The sequence below is a fragment of the Rhodococcus sp. CH91 genome, from assembly GCF_022554085.1.
Taxonomy (GTDB): Bacteria; Actinomycetota; Actinomycetes; order Mycobacteriales; family Mycobacteriaceae; genus Rhodococcus.
In genome coordinates, this window is sequence record NZ_JAKFYR010000005.1 from 324,827 (window position 1) to 348,477 (window position 23,651).

21 protein-coding genes, 1 tRNA gene and 1 pseudogene are annotated in these 23,651 nt (G+C 68.2%); 16 read left to right on the plus strand and 7 right to left on the minus strand.

Going from position 1 to position 23,651, the window contains the following annotated elements; all coding sequences use genetic code 11:
* The first annotated feature begins 5 nt into the window (after positions 1–5).
* The 13 genes from MOM01_RS12725 (at position 6) to MOM01_RS12785 (ending at position 13,865) form a co-directional block, all read left to right on the plus strand.
* Positions 6–1,805: a sodium/solute symporter gene (locus MOM01_RS12725; protein ID WP_241385786.1), complete on the plus strand. Its 1,800-nt coding sequence runs from the start codon at positions 6–8 to the stop codon at positions 1,803–1,805.
* Between the two features lie 124 nt (positions 1,806–1,929).
* Positions 1,930–2,292, plus strand: a complete 363-nt coding sequence (locus MOM01_RS12730) for a DUF485 domain-containing protein (protein ID WP_241385787.1) — start codon at positions 1,930–1,932, stop codon at positions 2,290–2,292.
* On the plus strand, positions 2,289–3,923 hold the full coding sequence (locus MOM01_RS12735; RefSeq protein ID WP_241385788.1) for a solute symporter family protein: 1,635 nt from the start codon (positions 2,289–2,291) through the stop codon (positions 3,921–3,923). The genes MOM01_RS12730 and MOM01_RS12735 overlap by 4 nt, the downstream gene beginning before the upstream one ends.
* Before the next feature lie 111 nt (positions 3,924–4,034).
* Entirely contained in the window at positions 4,035–4,490 is a 456-nt protein-coding gene (locus MOM01_RS12740) for a type II toxin-antitoxin system Rv0910 family toxin (RefSeq protein ID WP_241385789.1), read from the plus strand.
* Positions 4,491–4,812: 322 nt separating this feature from the next.
* A complete protein-coding gene (locus MOM01_RS12745; protein WP_241385790.1) occupies positions 4,813–5,253 on the plus strand; it encodes a DUF7144 family membrane protein in 441 nt (146 codons plus the stop codon).
* 361 nt (positions 5,254–5,614) lie between these two features.
* On the plus strand, positions 5,615–7,939 hold the full coding sequence (locus tag MOM01_RS12750) for an ATP-dependent DNA ligase (RefSeq protein WP_241385791.1): 2,325 nt from the start codon (positions 5,615–5,617) through the stop codon (positions 7,937–7,939).
* Positions 7,940–7,982: 43 nt separating this feature from the next.
* Positions 7,983–8,660 carry a response regulator transcription factor gene (locus tag MOM01_RS12755; RefSeq protein ID WP_241385792.1) on the plus strand — a complete coding sequence of 226 codons (678 nt, stop codon included), beginning with the start codon at positions 7,983–7,985 and terminating at the stop codon, positions 8,658–8,660.
* 67 nt (positions 8,661–8,727) lie between these two features.
* Complete coding sequence (locus MOM01_RS12760) at positions 8,728–9,864, plus strand: sensor histidine kinase (RefSeq protein ID WP_241385793.1); 1,137 nt, start codon at positions 8,728–8,730, stop codon at positions 9,862–9,864.
* On the plus strand, positions 9,861–10,883 hold the full coding sequence (locus tag MOM01_RS12765; protein WP_241385794.1) for a hypothetical protein: 1,023 nt from the start codon (positions 9,861–9,863) through the stop codon (positions 10,881–10,883). The genes MOM01_RS12760 and MOM01_RS12765 overlap by 4 nt, the downstream gene beginning before the upstream one ends.
* Before the next feature lie 147 nt (positions 10,884–11,030).
* Positions 11,031–11,288 carry a LuxR C-terminal-related transcriptional regulator gene (locus MOM01_RS12770; RefSeq protein ID WP_241385795.1) on the plus strand — a complete coding sequence of 86 codons (258 nt, stop codon included), beginning with the start codon at positions 11,031–11,033 and terminating at the stop codon, positions 11,286–11,288.
* Complete coding sequence (locus tag MOM01_RS12775) at positions 11,285–12,514, plus strand: sensor histidine kinase (protein WP_241385796.1); 1,230 nt, start codon at positions 11,285–11,287, stop codon at positions 12,512–12,514. Before MOM01_RS12770 ends, MOM01_RS12775 begins: the two co-directional genes overlap by 4 nt.
* Positions 12,511–13,524: a hypothetical protein gene (locus MOM01_RS12780; RefSeq protein ID WP_241385797.1), complete on the plus strand. Its 1,014-nt coding sequence runs from the start codon at positions 12,511–12,513 to the stop codon at positions 13,522–13,524. The genes MOM01_RS12775 and MOM01_RS12780 overlap by 4 nt, the downstream gene beginning before the upstream one ends.
* A gap of 11 nt (positions 13,525–13,535) precedes the next feature.
* Positions 13,536–13,865: a YnfA family protein gene (locus MOM01_RS12785; RefSeq protein WP_241385798.1), complete on the plus strand. Its 330-nt coding sequence runs from the start codon at positions 13,536–13,538 to the stop codon at positions 13,863–13,865.
* Positions 13,866–13,910: 45 nt separating this feature from the next.
* Here the strand turns inward: MOM01_RS12785 and MOM01_RS12790 are convergent, their stop codons facing one another.
* The 3 genes and pseudogenes from MOM01_RS12790 to MOM01_RS12800 all read right to left on the minus strand — a co-directional run bounded on the left by MOM01_RS12790 (position 13,911) and on the right by MOM01_RS12800 (position 16,219).
* The gene (locus MOM01_RS12790) at positions 13,911–14,369 is read right to left on the minus strand and encodes a hypothetical protein (RefSeq protein WP_241385799.1); all 459 of its coding nucleotides are present in this window, start codon (positions 14,367–14,369) and stop codon (positions 13,911–13,913) included.
* A gap of 94 nt (positions 14,370–14,463) precedes the next feature.
* Positions 14,464–15,238, minus strand: a pseudogene (locus MOM01_RS12795) (amidohydrolase family protein).
* Positions 15,239–15,247: 9 nt separating this feature from the next.
* Positions 15,248–16,219: a helix-turn-helix transcriptional regulator gene (locus MOM01_RS12800; RefSeq protein WP_241385800.1), complete on the minus strand. Its 972-nt coding sequence runs from the start codon at positions 16,217–16,219 to the stop codon at positions 15,248–15,250.
* 102 nt (positions 16,220–16,321) lie between these two features.
* Here MOM01_RS12800 and MOM01_RS12805 point away from each other — a divergent pair, with 102 nt between their 5' ends.
* Positions 16,322–16,693, plus strand: a complete 372-nt coding sequence (locus tag MOM01_RS12805) for a VOC family protein (RefSeq protein ID WP_241385801.1) — start codon at positions 16,322–16,324, stop codon at positions 16,691–16,693.
* Positions 16,694–16,773: 80 nt separating this feature from the next.
* On the opposite strand, the gene MOM01_RS12810 is transcribed toward MOM01_RS12805, so the two are convergent.
* Positions 16,774–16,849, minus strand: a tRNA-Arg gene (locus MOM01_RS12810).
* Positions 16,850–17,085: 236 nt separating this feature from the next.
* Between MOM01_RS12810 and MOM01_RS12815 the strand changes: the two genes are divergently transcribed.
* Together MOM01_RS12815 and MOM01_RS12820 are read left to right on the plus strand one after the other, a co-directional pair.
* Positions 17,086–17,910 carry a M23 family metallopeptidase gene (locus tag MOM01_RS12815; protein WP_241385802.1) on the plus strand — a complete coding sequence of 275 codons (825 nt, stop codon included), beginning with the start codon at positions 17,086–17,088 and terminating at the stop codon, positions 17,908–17,910.
* 65 nt (positions 17,911–17,975) lie between these two features.
* On the plus strand, positions 17,976–19,484 hold the full coding sequence (locus MOM01_RS12820) for a glutamate-cysteine ligase family protein (RefSeq protein WP_241385803.1): 1,509 nt from the start codon (positions 17,976–17,978) through the stop codon (positions 19,482–19,484).
* 4 nt (positions 19,485–19,488) lie between these two features.
* Here the strand turns inward: MOM01_RS12820 and MOM01_RS12825 are convergent, their stop codons facing one another.
* From MOM01_RS12825 to MOM01_RS12835, 3 genes are all read right to left on the minus strand, one after another.
* Positions 19,489–21,771 (minus strand): M28 family peptidase, encoded by a 2,283-nt coding sequence (locus MOM01_RS12825; RefSeq protein ID WP_241385804.1) that lies wholly within the window; start codon positions 21,769–21,771, stop codon positions 19,489–19,491.
* Between the two features lie 137 nt (positions 21,772–21,908).
* On the minus strand, positions 21,909–23,129 hold the full coding sequence (locus tag MOM01_RS12830; RefSeq protein WP_241385805.1) for a globin domain-containing protein: 1,221 nt from the start codon (positions 23,127–23,129) through the stop codon (positions 21,909–21,911).
* A 53-nt stretch (positions 23,130–23,182) separates the two neighbouring features.
* Positions 23,183–23,626, minus strand: coding sequence for an RrF2 family transcriptional regulator (locus tag MOM01_RS12835; RefSeq protein WP_241385806.1), 444 nt, complete (start codon positions 23,624–23,626; stop codon positions 23,183–23,185).
* Between the last annotated feature and the right edge of the window lie 25 nt (positions 23,627–23,651).

Sequence of the window (23,651 nt, forward strand, 5' to 3'; positions counted from 1 at the left end):
CGGTCATGAGCGGATCGATTCCCGTCGCCACCGTCGTCGGTCTCGTCGCCGCGGCGGTCGCCACCGTCGCGATCGGTGTGTACGGCGTGCGGATGGCGCGCACCACCTCGGATTTCCTCGTCGCGTCGCGCAGCGTGGGCCCTCGCTGGAACGCGGCGGCCATCTCCGGTGAGTATCTGTCGGCCGCGTCGTTCCTCGGCGTGGCGGGACTCGTCGCCAAGTTCGGTGCCGACGCGTTGTGGTATCCCGTGGGCTTCACGGCCGGATATCTGGGCTTGCTGCTGTTCGTCGCTGCGCCCCTGCGACGTTCGGGCGCCTACACCGTCCCGGACTTCGCGGAGTTCCGCCTGGGGGAGAAGTGGCTGCGCAGCCTGGCGATGATGGTGGTGGCGATCATCTGCATCCTGTATCTGGTCCCGCAGTTCCAGGGTGCCGGGCTCGCCCTCGACATCCTTCTGGGAGTGCCGGATTGGGTGGGGATCGCGGTGGTCGGCGTGATCGTCGTGGCGAATGTGGTCGGCGGGGGGATGCGGTCGATCACCTTCGTGCAGGCCTTCCAGTACTGGCTCAAACTCACCGCCGTCGCCCTGCCGGCGCTGGTCCTCGTGGTGCACTTCGTCGGCGATCACAGGGGTGTCGACGAACCCCTGCCGCCGACCGTCGCAGAGACGACGACCGTCGACGTGACGATCGACGTCGTCGTGCAGGTCGCCGAAGCGTTGCCGGTCGTGGTGACCGGAGAGGTCGACGGCCGGCCGGTCGCCGGTGAATTCGAGCTCGAACCGGGGGAGCACGTCCTCGGCGCCGGCACCGAACTCGTCCTCGAGGCGGGATCGCCGGTGCCGGTGGTGGCCGGTGCGCCCTCCGACAACGACACCTGGGCGTCGCCGGGAGCCGGACTGGGGGCGAGCAGCGAACACCCGATGTTCCAGGTCTACTCGCTGATGCTCGCCACCTTCCTCGGGACCATGGGGTTGCCCCACGTGCTCGTGCGGTTCTATACGAACCCGGACGGTCGCGCGGCCCGCATGACGTCGTTCGCCGTGATCGGCCTGCTCGGATTGTTCTACCTGTTCCCGACATTGCTGGGCGTGTTCGCGCGGCTGTACGTCCCGCAGTTGCTCATCACGGGACGGTCCGACGCCGCGGTGCTGCTGCTGCCGGGTTCGGTGTTGTCCGGCTGGGGCGGACAACTGCTCGCGGCGCTGGTCGCCTCGGGCGCGATCGCGGCCTTCCTGTCGACCTCCTCCGGCCTGCTGGTCAGTGTCGCAGGCGTGCTGTCCACGGATGTGCTGCGTGGGCGGGTGCGCGACTTCCGGATCGCCGCGGTCTTCGCCGGCGTGGTTCCTCTCGTACTGGCACTGTCGGTCACCTCGCTCGACCTGTCGCGCTCGGTGGGGCAGGTCTTCGCGATCGCCGCGTCCACACTGTGCCCGCTGCTGGTGCTGGGGATCTGGTGGCGCGGCCTCACTGCGGCGGGCGCGGCGGCGGGAATGATCGTCGGTGGTCTCGTCGCAGGTGGTGCCGCGCTGGCGACCGTGCTCCTGCCCATCGATCCGTCGGTAGCGGGCGGGTGGCCGACGGTGCTGTCGGCTTATCCTGCCGCGCTGAGCGTTCCGCTGGCGTTCGTGACGATGATCGTGGTGAGTCTGGCGACGCGCCGGCGGGTGCCCGCAGACGTGGGCCGGACCTTCTCCCGCATGCACGTGCCCGAGCGGCTCGGCATGGGCCGGGATCGTGAACTCGGTGCGTTCGGCGACCGGGGGCCTGCCGGTCCCGAAGACGGCCGCCGTTCGTCGCGGTGAGGCGACCGTTCGTCGCACGACTGCGCACCTCGGCGTTCTGCCGTTTCCGACCTCTGTGCGTGTGACCGTCATCTCATTAGCGTTGTGACCATCCTCACCTCACACGACCATCAAGGAGTCGGAAGTGGCCACAGCACCCCTCAGTGAGAGCGACGTACCCCAGCGGCGAACTCCGACGCCGCAGGAGTTCGTCGCGATGCAGGAGAGCCCCGAGTTCCAGGAGCTGCGCAGCCGGCTGCGCCGCTTCGTGTTCCCGGTGACGGCGTTCTTCCTGGCCTGGTACGCCCTCTACGTCCTGCTGGCCACGTACGCGGACGAGTTCATGGCCACGAAGGTCCTCGGCAACGTCAACGTCGGGTTGCTGCTCGGCCTCGGTCAATTCGTCACGACCTTCGTCATCACCGCCGTGTACGTGAAATTCGCCGGACGGGAGCTCGATCCGCGTTCCGCCGCGATCCGTGAAGAACTGGAAGGACCGCAGCAGTGACCGTTCTCGCGCAGAGTGGAACCGACATCGGGAATCCGCTCCTCAACATCGCCATCTTCGTCGCGTTCGTCGTCGTGACGATGGGCCTGGTCATCAAGGCCAGCCGCACGACCCGGAAGGCCTCCGACTTCTACACCGGTGGCGGCCAGTTCTCGGGTCCGCAGAACGGGTTCGCGATCGCCGGCGACTATCTGTCGGCCGCGTCGTTCCTCGGTATCGCGGGTGCGATCGCCGTCTACGGATACGACGGATTCCTGTACTCCATCGGCTTCCTCGTCGCCTGGCTCGTCGCGCTGCTGCTCGTCGCCGAGCTGCTGCGCAACACGGGCAGATTCACGATGGCCGACGTGCTGAGCTTCCGGCTCAAGGAACGGCCGGTGCGGATGGCCGCGGCGTTGTCGACGCTCGCGGTGTCGCTGTTCTACCTGCTCGCACAGATGGCCGGGGCCGGTGGCCTGGTGGCGTTGCTGCTCGATATCGAAGGCAAGGTCGGCCAGGGCATCGTCGTCGCGGTGGTCGGTGTACTGATGATCGTGTACGTCCTCATCGGAGGAATGAAGGGCACGACCTACGTGCAGATGGTCAAGGCCGTGCTTCTCATCGCCGGAGCTGGTCTGATGTTCGTGCTCGTCCTGTTCGCGGTGCGCGGCAACTTCTCCCAGTTGCTCGCCGACGCCCAGGCCATGGTCGCGGGCTCGTCGGACGAGGCGGTCGCACAGCGTGACGTTCTCGCGCCGGGCGCCAAGTACGGCATCAGCGACATGTCGCGGATCGACTTCATCTCTCTCGGCCTCGCGCTCGTGCTCGGCACCGCCGGTCTTCCCCACGTGCTGATGCGCTTCTACACGGTGCCCACCGCCAAGGAGGCACGTCGCTCGGTCACCTGGGCGATCGCGCTCATCGGCGCCTTCTACCTGTTCACCCTCGTCCTCGGCTACGGTGCCGCGAAGATGGTCGGACCCGACGCGATCCTTGCCGCTCCCGGCAAGGAGAACGCGGCGGCCCCGTTGCTGGCCTTCGAACTCGGCGGCACCCTGTTCCTCGCGATCATCTCGGCCGTCGCATTCGCCACCATCCTCGCGGTCGTCGCAGGGCTCGCCATCACCGCGTCGGCGTCCTTCGCCCACGACATCTACGCCAGCGTCATCAAGCGGGGCAAGGCCACCGAGGACGAGCAGGTGCGGGTCTCGCGGATCACCGTCGTCGTGATCGGGCTGGTCTCGATCGTCCTCGGCATCCTCGCCATGGGACAGAACATCGCGTTCCTGGTGGCACTGGCCTTCGCGGTCGCCGCCTCGGCGAACCTGCCCACACTGCTGTACTCGCTGTTCTGGCGCAGGTTCAACACCACCGGCGCCCTGTTCAGCATCTACGGCGGTCTGATCAGCTGCCTCGTGCTCATCGTGTTCTCGCCCGCGGTGTCCGGTTCGCCGTCGGCGATGTTCCCCGATGTGGACTTCTCCTGGTTCCCGTTGTCGAATCCGGGCATCGTCTCGATCCCGCTCGCGTTCGCCCTCGGTGCCGTCGGAACCTATGTCGGGCGCCGTAAGCAGGAGGATCGGTTCAAGCAGGCGGAGATGGAAGTCCGTTCGCTCACCGGCGTCGGTGTGGAGAAGGTGGTTTCGCACTGACCGCCGAAGTCGGCCGGTAATGCTCACCGCGGCTGCCCCCTCCTGCGCAGGAGGGGGCAGCCGTGTGTCGTCGACGGCCCTCCTGGACAGCACCGTCTAGTGTTGTCGGCCATGGCGAAACTCGAAGTGTCCACCGATCTTCCGCTCGATCCGCACGCCGCGTGGGAGCACGCCTCCCGTCTCGAATCGTTCGGCGAGTGGCTGAGCATCCACGACGGCTGGCGCAGCGACCTCCCCGGCAGCCTCGCCGAGGGCACCGCACTGGAATCGGTGGTGTCGGTCAAAGGCATGCGCAACCGCGTCAGATGGACGATCGTCGAACTGGACGCGCCGCACCACGTGGTCCTGAAGGGATCGGGAAAGGGCGGCACCAAGTTCTCGATGCGACTCTCCGTGGCACCGCGCGGTGACGGTTCGACACTGTCGATGAAGATCGACCTCGGGGGCGCGCCCCTGTTCGGCCCCATCGGGTCGGGTGTGGCACGCGCTCTGCACGGCGACCTGCAGTCGTCGCTCGACACCTTCGCCCGGCGCTACGGCGAGAACGGAGCCGGCCCGGGCGAGTGACCTCGGACCGGTACCCGACGGCACCGCGGAGATCACGTATCCGAATCAGCGACTCACCGAGGGTATCCCGGCGCGCCGGTGTCTCTCCTGGTGTCTTCCTGCCGAATTCCGCGGTATTCGATCTGATCGAGGCATACCATGAGTTCGTCCATCGCTCGACAAGGGCCACGGCTGCATCGGCGAGGTCGCATGATGTCCACCCGATCTCCCGTCGAATCGCCCTCCGGGCGCACGGTTTCGATGCGTCACCGCTGCTCGACTCGAGCACGATCGTGCTGGGGTTCGAGCAATTCGACGCCCAGGATCGGTGAGGGAGAACGTCATGTCCACGGGTGCCCATCAATATCAGGGCGGTGTCGCTCCGGATGCCGAGTCCCTGAGCGTCGAACAGGGGATCGCGTCCGGCGTGTCGATCGGCGCCGGAGTCGTTCTCGCTACCGTAGGTCTGGTCCAGTTCTTCCAGGGACTGTCCGCAGTGGCCGGGGACGAGATCTTCATCGGGGGCCAGGAGTACCTGTTCGCCTTCGACTTCACGACCTGGGGATGGATCCACATCGGCTTCGGTGTCGTCCTGACACTCGTGGGCATCGCCTTGGCCCTCGGGGCGTCCTGGGCACGCGTGATCGCCGTCGTCCTCGCGGCGCTGTCGATCGTGGCCAACTTCTTGTGGTTGCCGTACTACCCGTGGTGGTCGATCCTCATCATCGCGCTGGATGTGGTGGTGATCTGGGCCGTGTCCACCTGGGATCCGCGGGCGGTCTGAGACGGCCCGTCGTCGAGAAGCCGAGGTGCTCGGCAGTGAGCACCCTGGGCAGGCGGGGCAGGAGAACATCCGGCGCAGGGGGCCGGAACAGCGACCTGCTCCGCCGTTCCTCGTCGTGCGAAGGAGTTCCTCACCGGCGGGACCCAGGCGGCGTAGGCTGAAGGAATCGGTGATCGCCCGTCACCCCCCTGCATGGACGATTGCCGCCGCTGGGGTGAGCCCGAAGCCGTTCACCTCCGGCGATGCCGGACCCCGCCGCCCGCACACCCCCTGCCCGGGCGCGGGGTCTCGGCACACATCGTGATTGTTCGTCCGCGTAGTCGCCGCGCCGAGTCGGGTCCGGCTTGGCACAATCCGAACCATGCCGACCCGAACCGTCGACGGTCACCGCATCACGCTGACCAATCTCGACAAGGTGCTGTATCCGCACACCGGGACGACCAAGGGTGAGGTCGTCGAGTACTACGAAGCGGTCGCCGAGGTGATGCTCCCGCACATCGCCGGACGGGCGGCGACCCGCAAACGCTGGCCGAACGGCATCGGCGAGCCGTCCTTCTTCGAGAAGAACCTGCCGGATCACGCGCCGTCGTGGCTCGATCGGCGCACCGTGCACCACAAGGATCGGCGCGTGACCTACCCGCTGTTCGATTCCGTGGCGGGACTGGTGTGGCTCGGACAGCAGGCTGCTCTCGAACTGCATGTGCCCCAGTGGCGATTCGACGGCGAACGGCCCGGCCCCGCGACGCGCATCGTCTTCGATCTCGACCCCGGACCCGGCGTGGGGCTGGTCGAATGCGCCGAGGTCGCTCGTCGTGTGCGCGACACGGTGGCGGAGCTCGGCTGGACGGCGTATCCGGTCACCAGCGGCAGCAAGGGGATCCACCTGTACGTTCCGCTCGACCGGATGCTGTCCTCGGTAGGAGCATCGAAGGTGGCGAAGCAGGTCGCGCGGAACCTCGAGACGACCCACCCCGATCTGGTCACCGCGACGATGGCGAAGTCGGTGCGCGAGGGCAAGGTCTTCGTCGACTGGAGCCAGAACAACGGGTCGAAGACGACGGTGGCTCCGTACTCGCTGCGCGGCCGCGACGAACCGTGGGTCGCCGCGCCGCGCAGCTGGGACGAACTGGACGACCCCGATCTCGCGCATCTGCAGCTCCGAGACGTCCTCGCCCGGATCGAGGAGTTCGGGGATCTGCTCGCCGGACTCGACCCGCCGCTCGGCACCGGTGTAACCCCCGATGGTGATGCTCTCGACGCCTATCGCGGCAAGCGGGACGCGAACCGCACTCCCGAACCCGTGCCCGCAGGGGTCTCTTCGGACGGTCCCGGAAACCGGTTCGTCATCCAGGAACATCATGCGCGTCGCCTGCACTACGACCTGCGACTCGAACGCGACGGTGTGCTCGCGTCGTGGGCGGTGCCGAAGAACCTCCCGGAAACGCCCGGGCGGAACAACCTCGCCGTGCGCACGGAGGATCATCCCATCGAGTACCTGACATTCCACGGGACGATCCCGAAGGGTGAATACGGCGCAGGCAGTATGACCGTGTGGGACACCGGAACCTACGACACCGAGAAGTGGCGGGACGACGAGGTGATCGTGCGCTTCCACGGCGAGCGGATCGAGGGGCGGTACGCGTTGATCCGCACGGAGAAGGATCAATGGCTGGCCCACCGCATGAAGGACCAGTCGGAACCGGATCCGGACGCCGCATCCGGGGAGCGATCCGGGCGGGTGAAGGCCTTCCCGCACGATCTCTCGCCCATGCTCGCGACGCCGGGGGACGTCTCCGGACTCGAAGCCGAGCACTGGGCGTTCGAGGGAAAGTGGGACGGATACCGTGCCGTCGCCGAGATCGAGGACGGCACCGTGAAACTGCGCAGCAGGTCCGGGCGCGACGTCACCGGTGACTATCCGAAACTCGCCGAACTCCCCACGATCCTCGACGGCCACCGGGCCGTGCTCGACGGCGAGATCGTCGCGGTGGACGGTTCGGGAGTGACGAGCTTCTCGATGCTGCAGCGAGGAGTGAACTACGAATACCGCGTGTTCGACGTGCTGTATCTCGACGGGGTGTCGCTGCTGCGCAAGACCTACGACGATCGTCGTTCCGTCCTCGAGGCCCTCGCGGCCGCGGCGGACGGGCTGATCGTTCCGGACCTGCTTCCCGGCGACGGATCCGATGCCCTTGCCCGGAGCCGCGCGGAGAACTGGGAGGGCGTGGTCGCGAAGCGCCGGGACTCGGTGTACCTGCCGGGCAGACGCGGAGCCGGATGGATCAAATCGAAGAACTGGCTCACGCAGACCGTCGTGCTCGGTGGCTACCGTCGCGGTCGCGGTAACCGGGCATCGACCTTCGGTTCGCTGCTGCTCGGCGTGTACGACGAGGACGGTGAGTTCGTGTACGTCGGCAAGGTGGGTACGGGTTTCGACGATTCGACACTGCAGTCGGTGACGCAGGCTGTCAAAGGGCTGAAGCGCCGGACGAGTCCTTTCGCGAACGAGGTGCCGGCCGCGGAGCGTCGCGACGCGGTGTGGCTGCGTCCCGAACTGGTGGGCGAGGTGCGGTTCGGTGGGTGGACGGAAGGGGACCGTGTGCGCCACGCCAGCTGGCGTGGTTTCCGCGACGACATCGACGCGTCGACGGTGACGAGAGAAGAGGAAACGGGCTCCGGCTGCTAACGTTCCTTCGGAGTCGGGTAATCGGGCATTACGGGAGGCAAGGATGGCCGAGCACTCGCGGTGTGTCGTCCGTCGGATCGGACTGGTCGAGGACCACGAATCGGTGGTGCTCGGATTCGCTTCGATGCTCGCCGACGAGTCCGATCTCGAATTGGTGTGCACCGCCGCCACCGTCTCGGAACTGCTCGCGCAGGGTATCGACCTGGATCTGGCCGTGCTCGACCTCCGGTTGTCCGACGGATCCTCGCCGAAGAGCAACGTCGAGCAGTTGCGGGCCGCAGGACTCGAGACACTGGTCTTCACGGGTGCCGAGAATCCGTTCCTGCTGCGTTCGGCGGCTCGGGCCGGTGTGCTGGGGGTGGTGCGGAAATCCGAACCGGCCGCCGTGGTGATCGACGCGATCCGTGTGGCTGCTGCGGGAGGGCAGGTGGCGAGCACCGAATGGGCGGCGGCGATCGACGGCGACCCCGACCTCCACGATGTGGGACTGAGCCCGCGTCAGCTCGAAGTGCTCGAGCTCTACGCATCGGGAGAGAAACTCGACCGGGTGGCCCGCCTGACCGGTCTCGCCCCGCAGACCGTCAACGACTATCTGCAACGGATCCGTCAGAAATACGCCGAAGCGGGGCGGCCCGCTCCCACGAAGACGGACCTGTACAAGCGTGCCGTCGAGGACGGCTGGCTCCCCATACCCGAACGGCCGGATGTCCGCCGGCGCTGAGGAGCAGGTCCGATCCGGGAGAGGACGCCGGATCGACCGTGGTACCGCTGCCGACCGTCTTCGCCGGGTGTTCGCGAGATTCCTCGCGATCGGCTACGCCTGTTATCTCGCGTTGCTCGCCCCGCAGATCGTCGACCAGTCGGTGCTCACGGCGGTGTGGTGGACCCCCGTCGCGACCGTCGCGATCTTCGGCTCCGGTGCCGCGCTGGGTATCGCGTCGTTCCGGGGCGAGAAGCGGATGAGGCAGGCCGCCACGATCAGCGCCCTCACCTACATCGTGGCGGTCGCATTGTGGTTCGTGGCATGGAACGACACGGTGATCCCGCAGGATCAGTCGTTGTGGTTCACCGCGTTCCCCGGTGTCACCTCCCTGGCCGCCGCGGTGGCATGGCGGCCCCGGCAAGCCTTCGGCCACATGATCCTCGCCGTCGGTCTCGCGCAATCCGCGAACCATCTGGTGCGGGATGCGCCCTTCGGTCATTTCCTCGTGCCCGATCTGGCGTTCGCTCTCGTGTTCTGTGCCGTCTTCCTCTCCGCCGCGGTGGTGGGGCTCGGCACGGGGCGCACTCTCGACGAGACGATCGTCGCCACCCAGGCTGCGGCGGCTGCCGCAGCAGCTGCCGAGGCGCGGAACGCCGAGCGCGAACGTTTCGACGCCCTCGTCCACGATCGCGTGATGTCCACCCTGCTGGCGGCATCGCGGCGTGCGCCCCAGGACTCCCTCGTCCAGCAGGCCGAGCGCACCCTTGCCGAACTCGACGAGTTGAGGCAGGGCACCGATCGGAATACGGCGCTCGACGCCACCGCGGTGGTCGCCCGGCTGCGCTCGGCGGCCACGGAGGCCGACGAGGACATCGCCTTCACCGGTCGTATCGATCCGGACTGCGACGGCACGTCGTTCCCGCCCGGGCCGGTACGTGCGACTGCCGCAGCGCTCGCCGAAGCCGTGCGCAACAGCCTGCGTCACGCGGGTGACGACGCCACGCGGACGGTCGAGGCCGAGGTGGCCCCCCGGTGCATCGCGGTGCAGATCGTGGACGACGGCAGGGGTTTCGAACCGAACGCGGTCGATCCGCACCGGCTCGGTCTCGAGGTGAGCATCCGCGGCCGGATGCGACGCTTGCCCGGGGGCCGGGTGGTCGTACAGTCCGCTCCGGGGGAGGGGACACGGGTGCTGTTGTCGTGGCGGGATCCGGTCGCATGAACTCGGCGAACTCGACCGTCTCCGATCTGCTGCGGATGCACAGTCCTGCCGCACGGGCCTTCGCCGTCCTGTACGCGGTGACCTGTGCGGTGCTCGCGATGAACACCGCTCCCGACGCCGAGACCCGATGGCCTCTCGCCGTCGCCGTGATCGTCTGCGTGGCAGCCGCCTACGGGCTCGTCGTGGTGGAAGGAGATCCTCTGCCCCTGCGGCCCGCCGTCGCGATGACGTTCGCGGGGGCGGTGGCTTCGGCCGCGGTGTTGTGGGTGCTGCCCGCGGAGCCGGCGCCACATCCGATCGAATTGTGGCCCTTCGGGATGTCCACGACGATCCTCGTGTTCATGTGCGTGCGGGGACGGACGATGCTCGCGTGGTGCGGGATGATCCTCATGCTCGTCGTCGCCGCGTTGTGGTCGCACCTGACGGGCCCGGGCGCCGCGTACGGCCTGGGATTGACGATCACGAGTGCGGGGCCCGTACTCATGGGCACCGTGTTCGGGTACACCATCCGTCCGCTCGCACGGTCGATCTATCTGCTCCGGGCGCAGTCCATGCAGCGGATCGCGGCGGAGTCGGCGGCTGCGGCGGCGCTCGAGGAACGCGACGTCCGCCTCCGCGGCCTCGATGCCTCGGCTCGTCCGCTGCTCACCAGGATCGCCTCGGGGGAGCCGCTCGACGACAACGAGCGGATCGAGTGCGGGCTGCTCGAGGCGCGGCTGCGTGACGGTCTGCGCGCGCCCGTGTTCCAGGTGCCCGAGGTCGAGAAGGCTGCGGCGGCCGCACGCCGGCGCGGAGTGGAGGTCGTCATGCTCGACGACCGGGCGATGGATGCGGCATCTCCCGAGATCCGCCGCCGCGTGTACTGCGAAGTGGTCGACGTGCTGGATTCGGTGCGCACGGGGTCGGTGACCGTGCGGGTGCTTCCGCCCGCTCGAGGTGCGATGGTGACGATGCTTCTCGAGGGCGAGGAGGTGTGCCGCCTCGAGCTGGGTCACGACGGGCATCCGGCGAGTAGTTAGCAACGCTATCGATGCCCACTGTTTCCTGGGCAGAGAAACATCGGTCTGGGGGAGCGTCACCTTTCCCCGGTACCGTGTGGACACTCGAAGCGGTGTTCGTCGGGGACCCGGCTCGGATCCATGTATTCATCTCGGTAGGGACGCGCTATGACCACGATGCTCGAACACTCCCCGGCACAGAAGCCTGCACTCTCGGCTCGTGAGATCGAGATCCTTCGGGCCTGGCTGATCTGCGAGTCCAAGTCCGAGGCCGCCGCGCGCCTCTACGTCACCGCTGCCACCGTCAGCACCCACATCGTCCGTATCCGCGAGAAGTACGCGCGGGTGGGACGCACGGCACCCACGAAGACTGCCCTGCTCGTCCGCGCTCTGCAGGACGGTGTGGTCTCCATCGACGAGCTGTGATCCACCGGCGTCCCGCAGGAGTCGCCCGGCCCACGACGGGTCCCCCGTCCGCGGCCGACCGGATCCACCGGGTGTTCGGCCGGTTCATCTGTGCGGGCTACCTCTTCTATCTGCTGTTCGTCGTACCCGCTGCGCTGGCGCAGGAGCACCTCACCGCGACGTGGTGGATGCCGTGTGCACTGCTCGCGATCTTCGGTACGGGAATCGCGCTGGGGGTGGCGACTTTCGTCTCCGACGTCCGCTGGATCGCGCGACTCGCGTCCGCCAACGCCCTGGCCTTCCTCGCCGCGTCGATCCTGTGGCTGCCGGCCTGGACCGGCGAGGCGTCGACGAGTACGGCCTGGCAGTCGGTCTTCCCCGGGGTGGCAGGTTTGTCCGCGGCTGCCGCGTGGCGGCCACGGGTCGCGCTCACCTACCTCGCGACGGTGGTCTTCGTGGTGCAGGGCACCAACTATCTGCTGGTTCACGACACGACGGGCTACCGCTTCGTCCCCGAACTCGCGTTCGCGCTCATGTTCTGCGGCGTGTTCTCGGCCGCGGCGATCGTCGCCTTCCGCACGGGTCACGTGCTCGATTCGACGGTGGCGGACACCGAGCGATCCGTCGTGGCAGCGGCCACCGCCGCAGCGCGGACCGTCGAGCGTGAACGGTTCGACGCACTGGTCCACGACCAGGTGATGTCCACCCTGCTCGCATCGGGTCGCGACACGACCGACGGTCCGGTCGCGGCCCAGGCCCGGCGGGCGCTGGAGACCTTCGACTCGCTGCGACGCGGTGACGACACCGACCGCAGTCTCGATGTCGAGCAGGTGCTGGCCCGCTTCAGATCGGCAGTCTCCGATGTCGACGAGGACATCGACTTCACCGCCTGCGTGAGCGATGCTGTCTCGCAGTACTACCCGCGTGAGGTGATCCGGACGGTCGCCGCCGCCGCGGCCGAAGCCGTCCGCAACAGCGTTCGTCACGCGGGAGCCGGCACCCGCCGAGCGGTCCGTGTGGACTTGGGGCCGCGATCCGTTCGGGTCATCGTCGTCGACGACGGCCACGGATTCGACCCTCGCGCCGTCGATCCCCACCGGATGGGGATCCGCGCGAGCATCCACGGCCGTATGCGCGCACTCGCCGGCGGTGCCTCGCAGATCGACTCGGCCCCCGGCGGTACGACCGTGACACTGGCCTGGTCCGAGCCGGCGCCCACCGGGCCTGCCGAACTTCGGGCGCCGTGACCGACGCGACGACCCGCGACGTGCGCGACCTGCTGGGAATGCGCACTCCGGCAGCGCGCGTGCTCCTGGCTCTCTATGCCGTGGTCTGTTCGATCCTGGCGGTATTCGGTGCCGAAGATGCTTCCGCGAGCTGGCCTCCCGCGCTGGCCGTCCTGGTGTGCACCCTCGCGGCATACGCCCTCGTCAGCGTGCAGGGTGACCCACTACCGCGCACGGTGACGATTCTGCTCGCCGCCACCGGAGCGGTCTCGTCGGCACTCGTCTTCTCGGTGTTGCCTTCCCCGCCTCCGCCGGGAATCGCGACCTGGCCGCTGGGGATGTCGACCGTGATCTTCACGTTCATGTGCGTCCGGGGACGGACATTCGCCGCGTGGATCGGTCTGGCCGGCATGATCGCGACCACGTCGTACTGGACCCAGGCCACCGGCCAGGGCATCGCTCCCGGTCTGTCGCTGTCCGTCGTCAATGCGGCGCCGGTACTGATGTCGACCTTCTTCGCCTTCACCCTGCGACCGCTCGCGAGATCGATCTACGTGTTGCGCGCGGTGTCGTTGCAACGCAGTGCGGAACAAGCAGCCGCTGCCGCCGTGCTCGAGGAGCGGGACGCGCAACTCGACCGCCTCGACGCCCTCGCCCGGCCCCTCCTCGAACGCATCGCCACCGGAGAAGGACTCGGCCCCGGTGAACGGCGGGCCGGAGTACTGCTCGAAGCCCGGTTGCGGGACGGACTCCGGGCACCGGTATTGCAGGATCGGACCGTCGTCGACGCGGCGGAAGCAGCGCGCCGCCGTGGCGTGGACGTGGTGATGCTCGACGATCACGGCATGGACGCGATACCGGAGGCGGAGCAAGCACGGATCCGCCGCGCGGTCGCCGACGAACTCGATTCGGTGTCACACGGTTCCGTCACCGTGCGAGTGCTCCCACCCGGACGCCGAGCACTCGTGACGATCCTGGTGGTCGGAGACGCCGTGCGTCGCATCGAATTGGGGCCCTCGCCCCAGGGTTAGAGTTGCACCCTGTGACCGTGCTGAAGTCGTTGCTGCTGTTCGTCGTTGCCGCACTGTTCGAGATCGGGGGTGCATGGCTGGTGTGGCAAGGCGTGCGCGAGCACCGCGGATGGATCTGGATGGGAGCCGGCGTGATCGCCCTCGGGGCTTACGGTTTCGTCGCCACCCTGCAACCGGACGCGAGTTTCGGGCGCATCCTCGCGGCCTACGGAGGGGTGTTCGTGGCCGGTTCGCTGGTGTGGGGCATGGTCATGGACGGATTCCGGCCGGACCGCTGGGATGTCGCGGGCGCACTCGTCTGTCTCGTCGGCGTCGCGATCATCATGTACTCGCCGCGGTGACGCTCGTGCGGATCGGACGGTCGCCCGCAGCGTGCCGTGCGATCCTCACCCCACCGTGAAGCCGCCCACCGTGGGAGTGGAATTGCACAGTGGTCCGCTCGCGAGGTTCACCGATCCGAACACCGTCGCCACGACCTCGCCGGGACCGGTGTCCGCCACGGCGGACAGGTTCGGATAGGCACGGGCCAGATCCACTGTGCCGGCGCGACCGTTGGTGCGGTTGAGCCATGCGACGGTGACCTGGCCTGCTGCCGGGATCGGCCACAATGCCTCACGCGTCGAGAACAACACGTGGCCCGGGGCGATTCCGGGCTCTGCGTTCGGCCCGGGCTGGGCCGTGACCGCGGTCAACGATGCGAGGCTGCCCTGATTGATGCAGCCTATGGTGATCGCGGTGCCCATCGGCTGCGGCGGTGCAGCCGTCGCCACACCTGTGAACACGATCGCGGCAGCGGCGGGAGCCGCCACGGCAAGAGCTCTACGGAGGATGCGCAGTGCAGGCATGAGGCTGCTCCTCGACAGGGGGATGTCACGTCCGGGTGCCGACCACAGCGAGGAGAGCCGCGGCGCGTCCCGCGCACCGATGACGTGCGTGAGTCTAGCGAGTCGTCGAAGGCGAAGGGGCGGTTTCGGTCTCGATCCGATACAGCGCGGAAGCGTTGCGGCGCAGCGCAGCGTCGGCGAGGTCGCTCCCGAGCGCGTCCTCGAGCAGTGTGATGTCGCTGTCCTCGAACGGTCGCGGTGCTCGGGTGGAGGGGAGGTCCGTGCCGAACACCAGGGCACCGGGATCGGTGCGGGCGATCTCCCGCAGGACATCTGCTACCGGAAAGTCCACTCGACCGAAACCCGTGGCCTTCACCCGAACTCCGCCTGCCACGAGTCGCAGCAGTGCCGGCAGGCCGTCCCGTGAGAGTCCCAGGTGGTCGATGCACACAGTGGGCAGCGCGGCGATCGTCGTGTACAGGGCGCCGAGATCGCGCGAGTCGATGTACAACTCGGAATGCCAGCCGACGAGATCGTGCACGCGGCGGGCGAGCCGGTCGAGGCCGGACAGCATCGCCGATCCGCCACGGCGGACGTTGAAGCGCACGCCCCGCACGCCCGCCGCGTCGAGTCGCAGGATCTCCCCGTCGGAGACGGTGGCCGGGAGTTGCACCACTCCGACGAAGCCCGGACCGAGCCGGCCGAGCGCGTCGAGAAGGTAGGTGTGGTCGAAGGCCTGGAACGAACCGGAGACCACTGCGCCCCCGGTGACGCCGAGATGCCGGACCCTCGCCAGATAATCGTCGACCGTGAACGGCCCGGGCAGATAACCGTCGTTGGCGACCAGGGGGAAGCGGGGGGTCGACGATGTGCAGGTGGGCGTCGAACATCTCCCCACCCTAGGGAGCGTGCCGGTGGAGAAGGTTCTCGGCCAGTCCCGCCACGAGGGCACGGGCTTCCGGTGGGCCGAGGATCTCGATGTGGTCGCCGAACTGCAGGAGTTGCCGCACACCCTCGATCGACTCGTAGGCCACCGTGATCCTGGTCGTCGCGGGCCGTGGTCCGGTGGTGCTCTCGCGCAGACGGGCTCCGAGAACGCGGTGCGCGAGGTCGAGACGGTCCGTCGCGAGCTCGGCCGTCACGACGACGTCCCCGCGCAATTCGAGCGCATCGCCGAGTTCGCGCGCCAGCATCGGCAGTGTTCTGCCGGGGGAGAGGCGGCGGGGTTGTTCGAGCACCGTCCAGCTGCTCAGACGGGTCAGCGCGTAGAGCCGCGGTCGACCCTGCTCCTCCGCCACCAGATACCAGCGGCCGCCACGAGCCAGGACTCCGTAGGGGTCCACGACGATTTCTCGTTCCTCCCGCCGCCCGCTCGACCGGTAGGTGACGGCCAGTCGGCGTCCGCGACGCAGGTCGCGGGTGAGTGCGGCGACATCGACCCGGTCGTCGGTTGCGAACCATCCCCGGTTGTCGACGGTGACCACCTCGGTCAGCGGTAGCAGCGGCTCGCGCTGTTCGTGTGGGGAAGGTACGCGTCGGCTGCGGGCGGTGAGTTTGTGGACGGCATCGCGCGCCGCGGCGTCGACACCCAGCTGCCGGGCCTGGTTCATGTCGGCCCCCACGGCGCGCAGCACGTCCACTTCGGTCGCGCTCAGCCGGCCCAGGTCGGCCTGTCTCCCGGGGAGCAGAAGGATGCCCCCGTATCTCCCCCGTTCGGCGACGACCGGAAGGTCCGCGGCGGTGAGGGTCGCGACGTCGCGCAGCACCGTGCGTTCGGAGACGTCGAATTCCGCCGCGAGTTCGGCTGCGGTCACTCTTCTTCGGGCCTGCAGGACGACCAGCATGCTCAGCAGCCGTTGTTGCCTGTTCACGGTCCCCTCGAAATTCCTCCGGAAAACCTGACAGGAACTGTCGGGTTCCGGTGTCAGTCTAGTGGCGAATCCGAGAAGACGAACGTGTACGAGGAGACATCGATGACCGTGTCCACGCCCAATCTGTTCCTGATCTACGTCACCGACGTCGCACGTGCGACCCGTTTCTACAGCGCGCTGTTCGGCATGTCGCCGCAGATGACGACCCCGCGGTACGTCCCCTTCGAGGTAGCACCCGGAGTGCTGTTCGCGCTGTGGTCGGGTCGCGCCGGCGAGGTGACCGTCGAGGCACCGCGTTTCTCCGAGGTGGGCCTGATGGTGCCCGGTTCGGCCGATGCGGTCGACGCGATCCACGACGAGTGGGTCGGCAAGGGGGTGACGGTCGTGGAGGCGCCGCACGACGAGGTGTTCGGGCGGACGTTCGTGGTCACGGATCCGGACGGGAACCTGATCCGGGTGTCCCCGCTGGACTGACCGACGCGCGGGGCCTTCGACCGACCGGAACGCTCCCGCCGGTCGCAGAGGCGGGAGCGACGAGATCCTGGTCGTCTTCGTGGTGCCCCCGGCAGGATTCGAACCTGCGACACCCGCTTTAGGAGAGCGGTGCTCTATCCCCTGAGCTACGGAGGCGCGTGGCCGGACGAGCCCGGCCGTGGCGCGTTGTGAGTGTAGCCGCCGGGTGTCCTCCGCAGCCAAGCGCCGTCTCCGAGAGGCTCCGGAACGGGGAGCTCGACCAGTACGTTCCCGCCGATTGGGATAAAGGAAAGGTAACGCTGGCGGTTCTCTATACCGTTTTGTTACCTTGGGTCGCCAGGAGCGGCCGGGTGAATACCCGGTCGAAGTCGGGACGAAACAAGGGACACACTGTGGGACGCCACCAGCGCACACGCGAAGATGCAGCACTCGACCTCGAAACGATCTGTGTGCCGTCTTCCGGCAAGGGTCGCCACCGCGTCGAGCCCACCGGGCCTTCCGCCCCGGTGAAGGCCGCCACCGTTGCCGCCGCCACGGGTGCCTTCTTCGCCGTCAGCGGGCAGATCGGCGCGGGCAGCGCCGCCGCCCATCCCGGCCACGATCACGTCCAGGCCGAGGCGCCCACCGGCAGCCTGCCGTTCGAGCTTCCCGCGGGTCTGCTGCCCGAAGGCGTCGAGATCCCGGCCATCCCGGGCATCACCGCCCCGGTCGAGCAGGGCGCGCCCGAGCTCCCGGCCGAGGTCACCGGCTTCCTCGACCAGTTCGCCGGTGGCGGTAACTGGCTCGATCAGCTCAACCCGGCCGCACCCTCCGCCGTGCAGCCCGTCTCGGGCACTCTGACCTCCGACTGGGGTCCGCGTTGGGGCTCGCACCACGGCGGCATCGACATCGCTGCGCCGATCGGCACGCCCATCAAGTCCGCCGCCGACGGAACCGTCCTCGAGGCCGGCGCGGCATCCGGTTACGGCCAGTGGGTTCGCGTCCTCAACGACGACGGCACCACCGCGGTCTACGGTCACGTGGATACCTATCAGGTGTCGTCGGGCCAGCGGGTGTCCGCGGGCCAGCAGATCGCGACCGTCGGCAACCAGGGCTGGTCCACCGGCCCGCACCTGCACTTCGAGGTGTGGGACACCAACGGCGTCAAGATCAATCCGAACGCCTGGCTGAGCGACCGTGGTGTCGTCACCGACTGGGGCGGACACCGCTCGGTCTGATCCGCCTCCCGTGCGAGGCGCGCGCTAGGCTTGGCTCGACAGACAGCGCCGATCCGGGGGTTTCATTGGGAGCCGAGATATCCGCTCGTTCGTTCACCGGCGAAGACCGGCGAGTGTTCCGGAGCAAGGTTCGCGACTGTATGAAGGCCCTCGAGCGGATGCTCCGCGAGGACGTCTTCGTCGACGTGCACTCCTCACCCGAACCTCACCTCGGTATGGAGATCGAGTTCAACCTCGTCCGGGACGACATGTCCCCGGCGATGTCGAACCTCGAAGTGCTCCAGGCGATCGACGATCACGCCGTCTTCCAGACCGAACTCGGCCAGTTCAACGTCGAGATGAACGTCGAACCCCGGCGGCTCACCGGCGACGAGCCCTTCGAACTCGAGGAATCACTCCGGTCCTCGCTGCGCCGCGCCGACGACCGCATGCACCTGCACGACGCGCAGCTGGTGATGATCGGCATGCTGCCGACGCTCGAACTCGACGATCTCGAGCTCGGCCGGATCACCGCCAACCCTCGCTACGAAGCGCTCAACGACCAGATCTTCGCGGCGCGTGGCGAGGACATCGAACTCGATCTCGACGGGGTGCCGCTGCCCGGTAGCGATGTCGTGGAAACTCTTCGCGCCGATATGAACTCGGTGGTTCCCGAGGCGGCCTGTACGTCCCTGCAGTTGCATCTTCGCGTCGCACCCGAGGATTTCGCGACCCACTGGAACGCCGCCCAGTGCCTGGCGGGAGCGCAGGTCGCTCTCGCGGCGAACTCACCCTTCCTGGCGGGCAAGGCACTGTGGCACGAGAGCCGGATCCCGTTGTTCGCGCAGGCCACCGACACCCGTCCTCTCGAATTGAGGAACCAGGGCGTCCGTCCCCGCGTCTGGTTCGGCGAGCGATGGATCGACTCCGTCCTCGACCTGTTCGAGGAGAACTGCCGGTATTTCACCGCACTGCTGCCGGAGGTGTCGGATGTCGACCCGATGGTCGAGCTCGACGCCGATCGCATCCCCGAGCTGCGTGAGCTGCAGATGCACAACGGCACCATCTACCGGTGGAACCGTCCGGTCTACGACATCAGCGACGGCCATCCGCACCTGCGCGTCGAGAACCGCGTGCTCCCGGCGGGTCCCACCATCCTGGACACGATGGCCAACGCGGCTTTCTACTACGGCGCACTGCGTGCGCTCACGGATGCCGAGGAGCCTCTCTGGCGCGACCTGAGCTTCGACGCCGCCGAGCGGAATCTCGTACTCGGTGCGAAGTTCGGTCTCGACGCCAAGCTGTACTGGCCGCGCGTCGGATGGGTCGGCGCCGACGAGCTCGTCCTGCGCTGCCTGCTACCGCTCGCGCACCAGGGCCTCGAGGCCTACGGATTGTCCGCCGCGGTCCGTGATCGCTATCTGGGCATCGTCGAAGGCCGGGCGCTCACTCGGCAGACCGGCGCCGCATGGCAGCGGAGTCAGGTGGCCCGGCGCGAGGCGGCGGGGGAGGACCGGCGCGCCGCTCTCCTCGGGATGATGGAGGACTACGTGCGGAACATGTCCGACGGCAAGCCTGTTCACGAGTGGGAGTGAGATCTCACAACTGCAGCGTCCGGGTCACCGCCACCGTCGGCTGCACCACCACTCGGTCGGCCGGTGGCACGAATCCGGGGACGACGCTCAGGTCGTCACCGAGATCGGCGACGCGGACGCCCAGCCGGTTGTCGAGCATGCCCAGTGTCAACTCGACCTCGATTCCGTCGGGGCCCGGCGCCCAGAACAGGAAACCGAACTCCTCGGACGGCTCGGCGCGATAGCCGTCCACCGTCGCGCCGTGCACGCGGGCGGTCGTGCCGTCGACCCACAGGCCGACGGCCTGCGCGTCCCGCGTCGAGGTCAGCCGGAGTCGAATCTGCCGCGTACTTCCGCCGGTGGTGTCCTCGAGTACTTCGATCTCCGGAGCCCCGAGATCGGCGGCGGGCGCGGGTCCGTGGAACATCCGGGTGGATCGGCGCCAGGGGAACGCGGAGGAGAGCGGTTCGGGGCCGGTCGGTAGCAAAGTTTCGCTCCACGCGGATCGTGGAGCGTCCGGGGACGCCCATACCGCGGTGCCGCGGTCGGAGTCGAACGAGTACCAGAGGTATTCCTGGCGTGGATCGGTCGCGCCGTCGCGGTTGAGATGACCGGCCAGCAGCGTGCACACCAGGGCGATCACCACGGTGCCCGTCGCGGGCACCGCGACCCTCGGGCCTGTCGCCGGTAGCGATTCGCACAGGGGCAGCAGAGCCGCGAAGGTGATCGCGACGAACAGGCCTGCCACCGGCGCTCCGTACAGCAGGCCGGCATCGAACGACACCGACACCGCGGGCAGGCCGAAGATCAGCGAACCGAGGGCGCCCGCGGCGAGGGCGGTGAGTTGCCATCCCGACTCGTCGCGTGGAAGGAGCAGTGCCACCAGTAGTCCCAGTGCCGCCGGAAGCGTGAGCACGACCAGTGTCAGGGGGACACCTGCGAAGGGAATGCCGGCCAGGGCGAGGATCGCGACGAGCACGAGCGCTCCACACGTGAATGCGCTCGCCGGACGCCGTCGAACCCACCACGACCGCGCGGTGACGAGCACCCCCACGGCAGCGACGACGGCAGCGAGCTGGAAGAGGCCCGGACGGTACGGTTCGTCGACGACCGGTGCGGCCATTCCCGGATCGACCGTCTGCGCACTCCACCACGGCAACCACGCAGCGCCCGCGGCGAGTACTGCGGCGAACGCGAACACCGCCACGGCGGCGCCGATCTGCCACGCCGACGAGACGCGGCGGCGGCGTATGCGCAGCACGACGATCGTGGCAACCACGCCGGCGAGCACGACTGCTCCCACCGTCTCGACCCATCGCGGCATGTGGAGAAGTCCCCACGGCGCGGTGGTCACCACGTCGTTCCCGCCGTCGTCGACCTCCGCCAGATCGGATGCGGCGAGAGTCCGAGCTGTGGTGAGCGAGGTCTCGCCCATGTGCTGCAGCGACTTCCGGCTGAGGCGGTCGGGGGTGTCGAGAGGGCTGTGATAGTAGGCCGCGCCCGCGGAGATCGCGGTGTCGAAGGCGTGGTAGCCGTTCTCGGCGAAGCGGCGGAAATCGGTGTCGTTCGGTAGGGCCTCGAACAGCAGCTCGGTCAGCGAATCGGTGTTCGCGCCGGGCGACCCGGCCAGGGCGTCGACGAGGACGCCGTTGGGCGAGGTGATCCGGAAGGTGTTCGGGGTTCCGGTGTTGCCGCGGGCTTCGTGGTTGAGGACGACGACGGGGCCGGTGTACGCGGCCTGCGTACCGGCGAAGAGCTGGGCGCCGAGCAGACCGTTCTCCTCGCCGTCCGTGAGCAGTACGACCACGTCGTTGCGCTGGGGACGACCGGAGTCGAGGGCACGTGCCACCTCGAGTACCGTGCCGACGCCGATGCCGTCGTCGCCGGCACCGGGGGAACCCCGGACGGTGTCGTAGTGCGCCGCGAGTATCACGGTGCCGGTGGGGTCGGTCCCGGCTTTCGTCGCGACGATGTTCCGGATACGCGCTCCGCGTTGTGTCGCCTCGTTCGCGCGAGCCATCCACCCGACGCCGGATTCGACGCGTGTCGTCCAGCCGAGCTCCTCGAGGACTGTCACCAGGTGGTCACCGGCCGCGGTGTGGGCAGCAGAACCGAGCGGCCGCGGTCCGGCCGCGATCGCCTCGATGTGTTCGGCGGCGCGGGCCGCACTGAAGAGTTCGGCCGGTGCGTCGGTTCCGAGTGGGTCGGGGGACGAGGGGAACAGCGCGACGACAGCGGCCACGAGAAGAACCCCGAGCAGTGCGAGGAGGGGTCCGCGACGGTGGCGAACAGCCGCAGCGGAGTCCATACCTGCAGCCTAACCGCGAGTCCGGTGGTGTCCCGGCAACCTGGCCGGGACACCACCGCCGGATCAGGAAGCAGGCGACCAGCTGTCGGGTCCGAACACCTCGTAGTGGATGTTGCCGGCCGGTACATCGCGCTCGATCAGCGCGTCGCGCAGCGANCGGGTCCGAACACCTCGTAGTGGATGTTGCCGGCCGGTACATCGCGCTCGATCAGCGCGTCGCGCAGCGACAGCATGAACGGGAGGGGGCCGCACAGATATGCCCGGGTGTCCGGGTGGAGCGGCAGGTCGGAGATGTCGGCACGGCCGACGCGCACGGTCTCGAGCGGCTCGCGGGCGCCGAGGTCCTCGTACCAGCGGTACGACCGTGCCGACGGGATCCGCTCGACGAGCATCTCGAGTTCGCGACGGTGCGCGTGGCCCGCGACGGACCGGTCGGCGTGCAACACGGAGACGGGGCGTTCGTCGCCGACCTCCGCCAGATGGTCGAGCATGCCGATCATCGGGGTGCATCCGATCCCGGCGGACGCCAGCAGGATCGGTGAGTCGCCGTCGTCGAGAACCAGGTCGCCGAAGGGTAACGTCACCTGGAGGTCGTCACCTTCGAAGATGTTGTCGTACAGGAAGTTCGATACCTCACCGGCGGGCAGGACGGTGCCGTCGGGAGCGGTGGTCTCGAGGATGCGCTTGACGGTGATGCGCCAGTCGCCCTTCGCGGGGGCGGTGGTCAGGCTGTACTGGCGGATCTGGCGGGCTCCGTCGGGGAGTCGCACACCGACGGACAGATACTGACCGGGGCGGAAGGTGGGCAGGGGGGAGCCGTCGGGCGAGGTCAGGAGGAACGACACGGTGTCCGCGGACTGGTGCGCGCGGTCGGCTACGCGGACGGTGCGCCACACGTCGCCCGGCTCGACTCCGGCAGAACGGTACAGATCGTCCTCCATCGAGACGAGAGTGTTCGCCATGAGCCAGTACAGCTCGTCCCACGCCTTGGCCACCTCGGGAGTGACTGCATCGCCGAGGATCTCGACGATCGCTTCGAACAGGTGCCGGTGGACGATCCAGTACTCGTCGGGCTTGATGCCGAGCGACGCGTGCTTGTGGGCGATCCGGGACAGGATCGTGTCGACGCGTGCGGGGTCGGGGTCGAGCTGGAGGGTCGCGAACGCCGCGATGGATCCGGCGAGGGCCTTCTGCTGCTCGCCCTGCTTCTGGTTGCCGCGGTTGAACAGGTCGCTCTCGAGAGCCGGATGGGCGGCGAACAGTTTCCTGTAGAAGAGCGGTGTGATCTCGCCGATGACGCCACCCACTGCGGGGAGGATCGCGGCGATGACTTCCTTCGATTCGGGCGAGAGCGGCATGAGGTACTCCTCGTGTGGATGGTGATGGACCGTGCCGACGTTGTCGCCGTGGATCAGCGGCCGTCGGGTGCTTCGAGGTCGAGCAGAACCGTGCCTGCGCCGGAGTCGGCGAGGTCGGCGATCGTGATGTCGTCGAGGGCGGTGTAGAAGGCGTCCTGCGCCGCTCGCAACTTCGAGCGGAGCCGGCACCCGCGACGCATCGGGCAGGGCTGGGCTCCTTCGCAGTCGACGACCTCCTCGTCGCCTTCGAGAGCCCGGGTGAGCCATCCCAGGCTCGCGGTGCGGCCGAGTTCGGTGATGCCGAGTCCGCCGCCGCGTCCGCGGCGTGTGGTGACCACTCCGAGTTCGCCGAGGCGGGCGACGACCTTCGTCGTGTGTGCGTACGACAGGCCGAGGCGGTCCGCGACCGTTCTGGTGCTGGGCATGCTCTCCGGCGGACCGGCGACGAGATACATCACGACTCTCAGTCCGAGATCGGTGAACCGGGTCAGTTGCACGGCCCTCACGCTAATAATCATCATC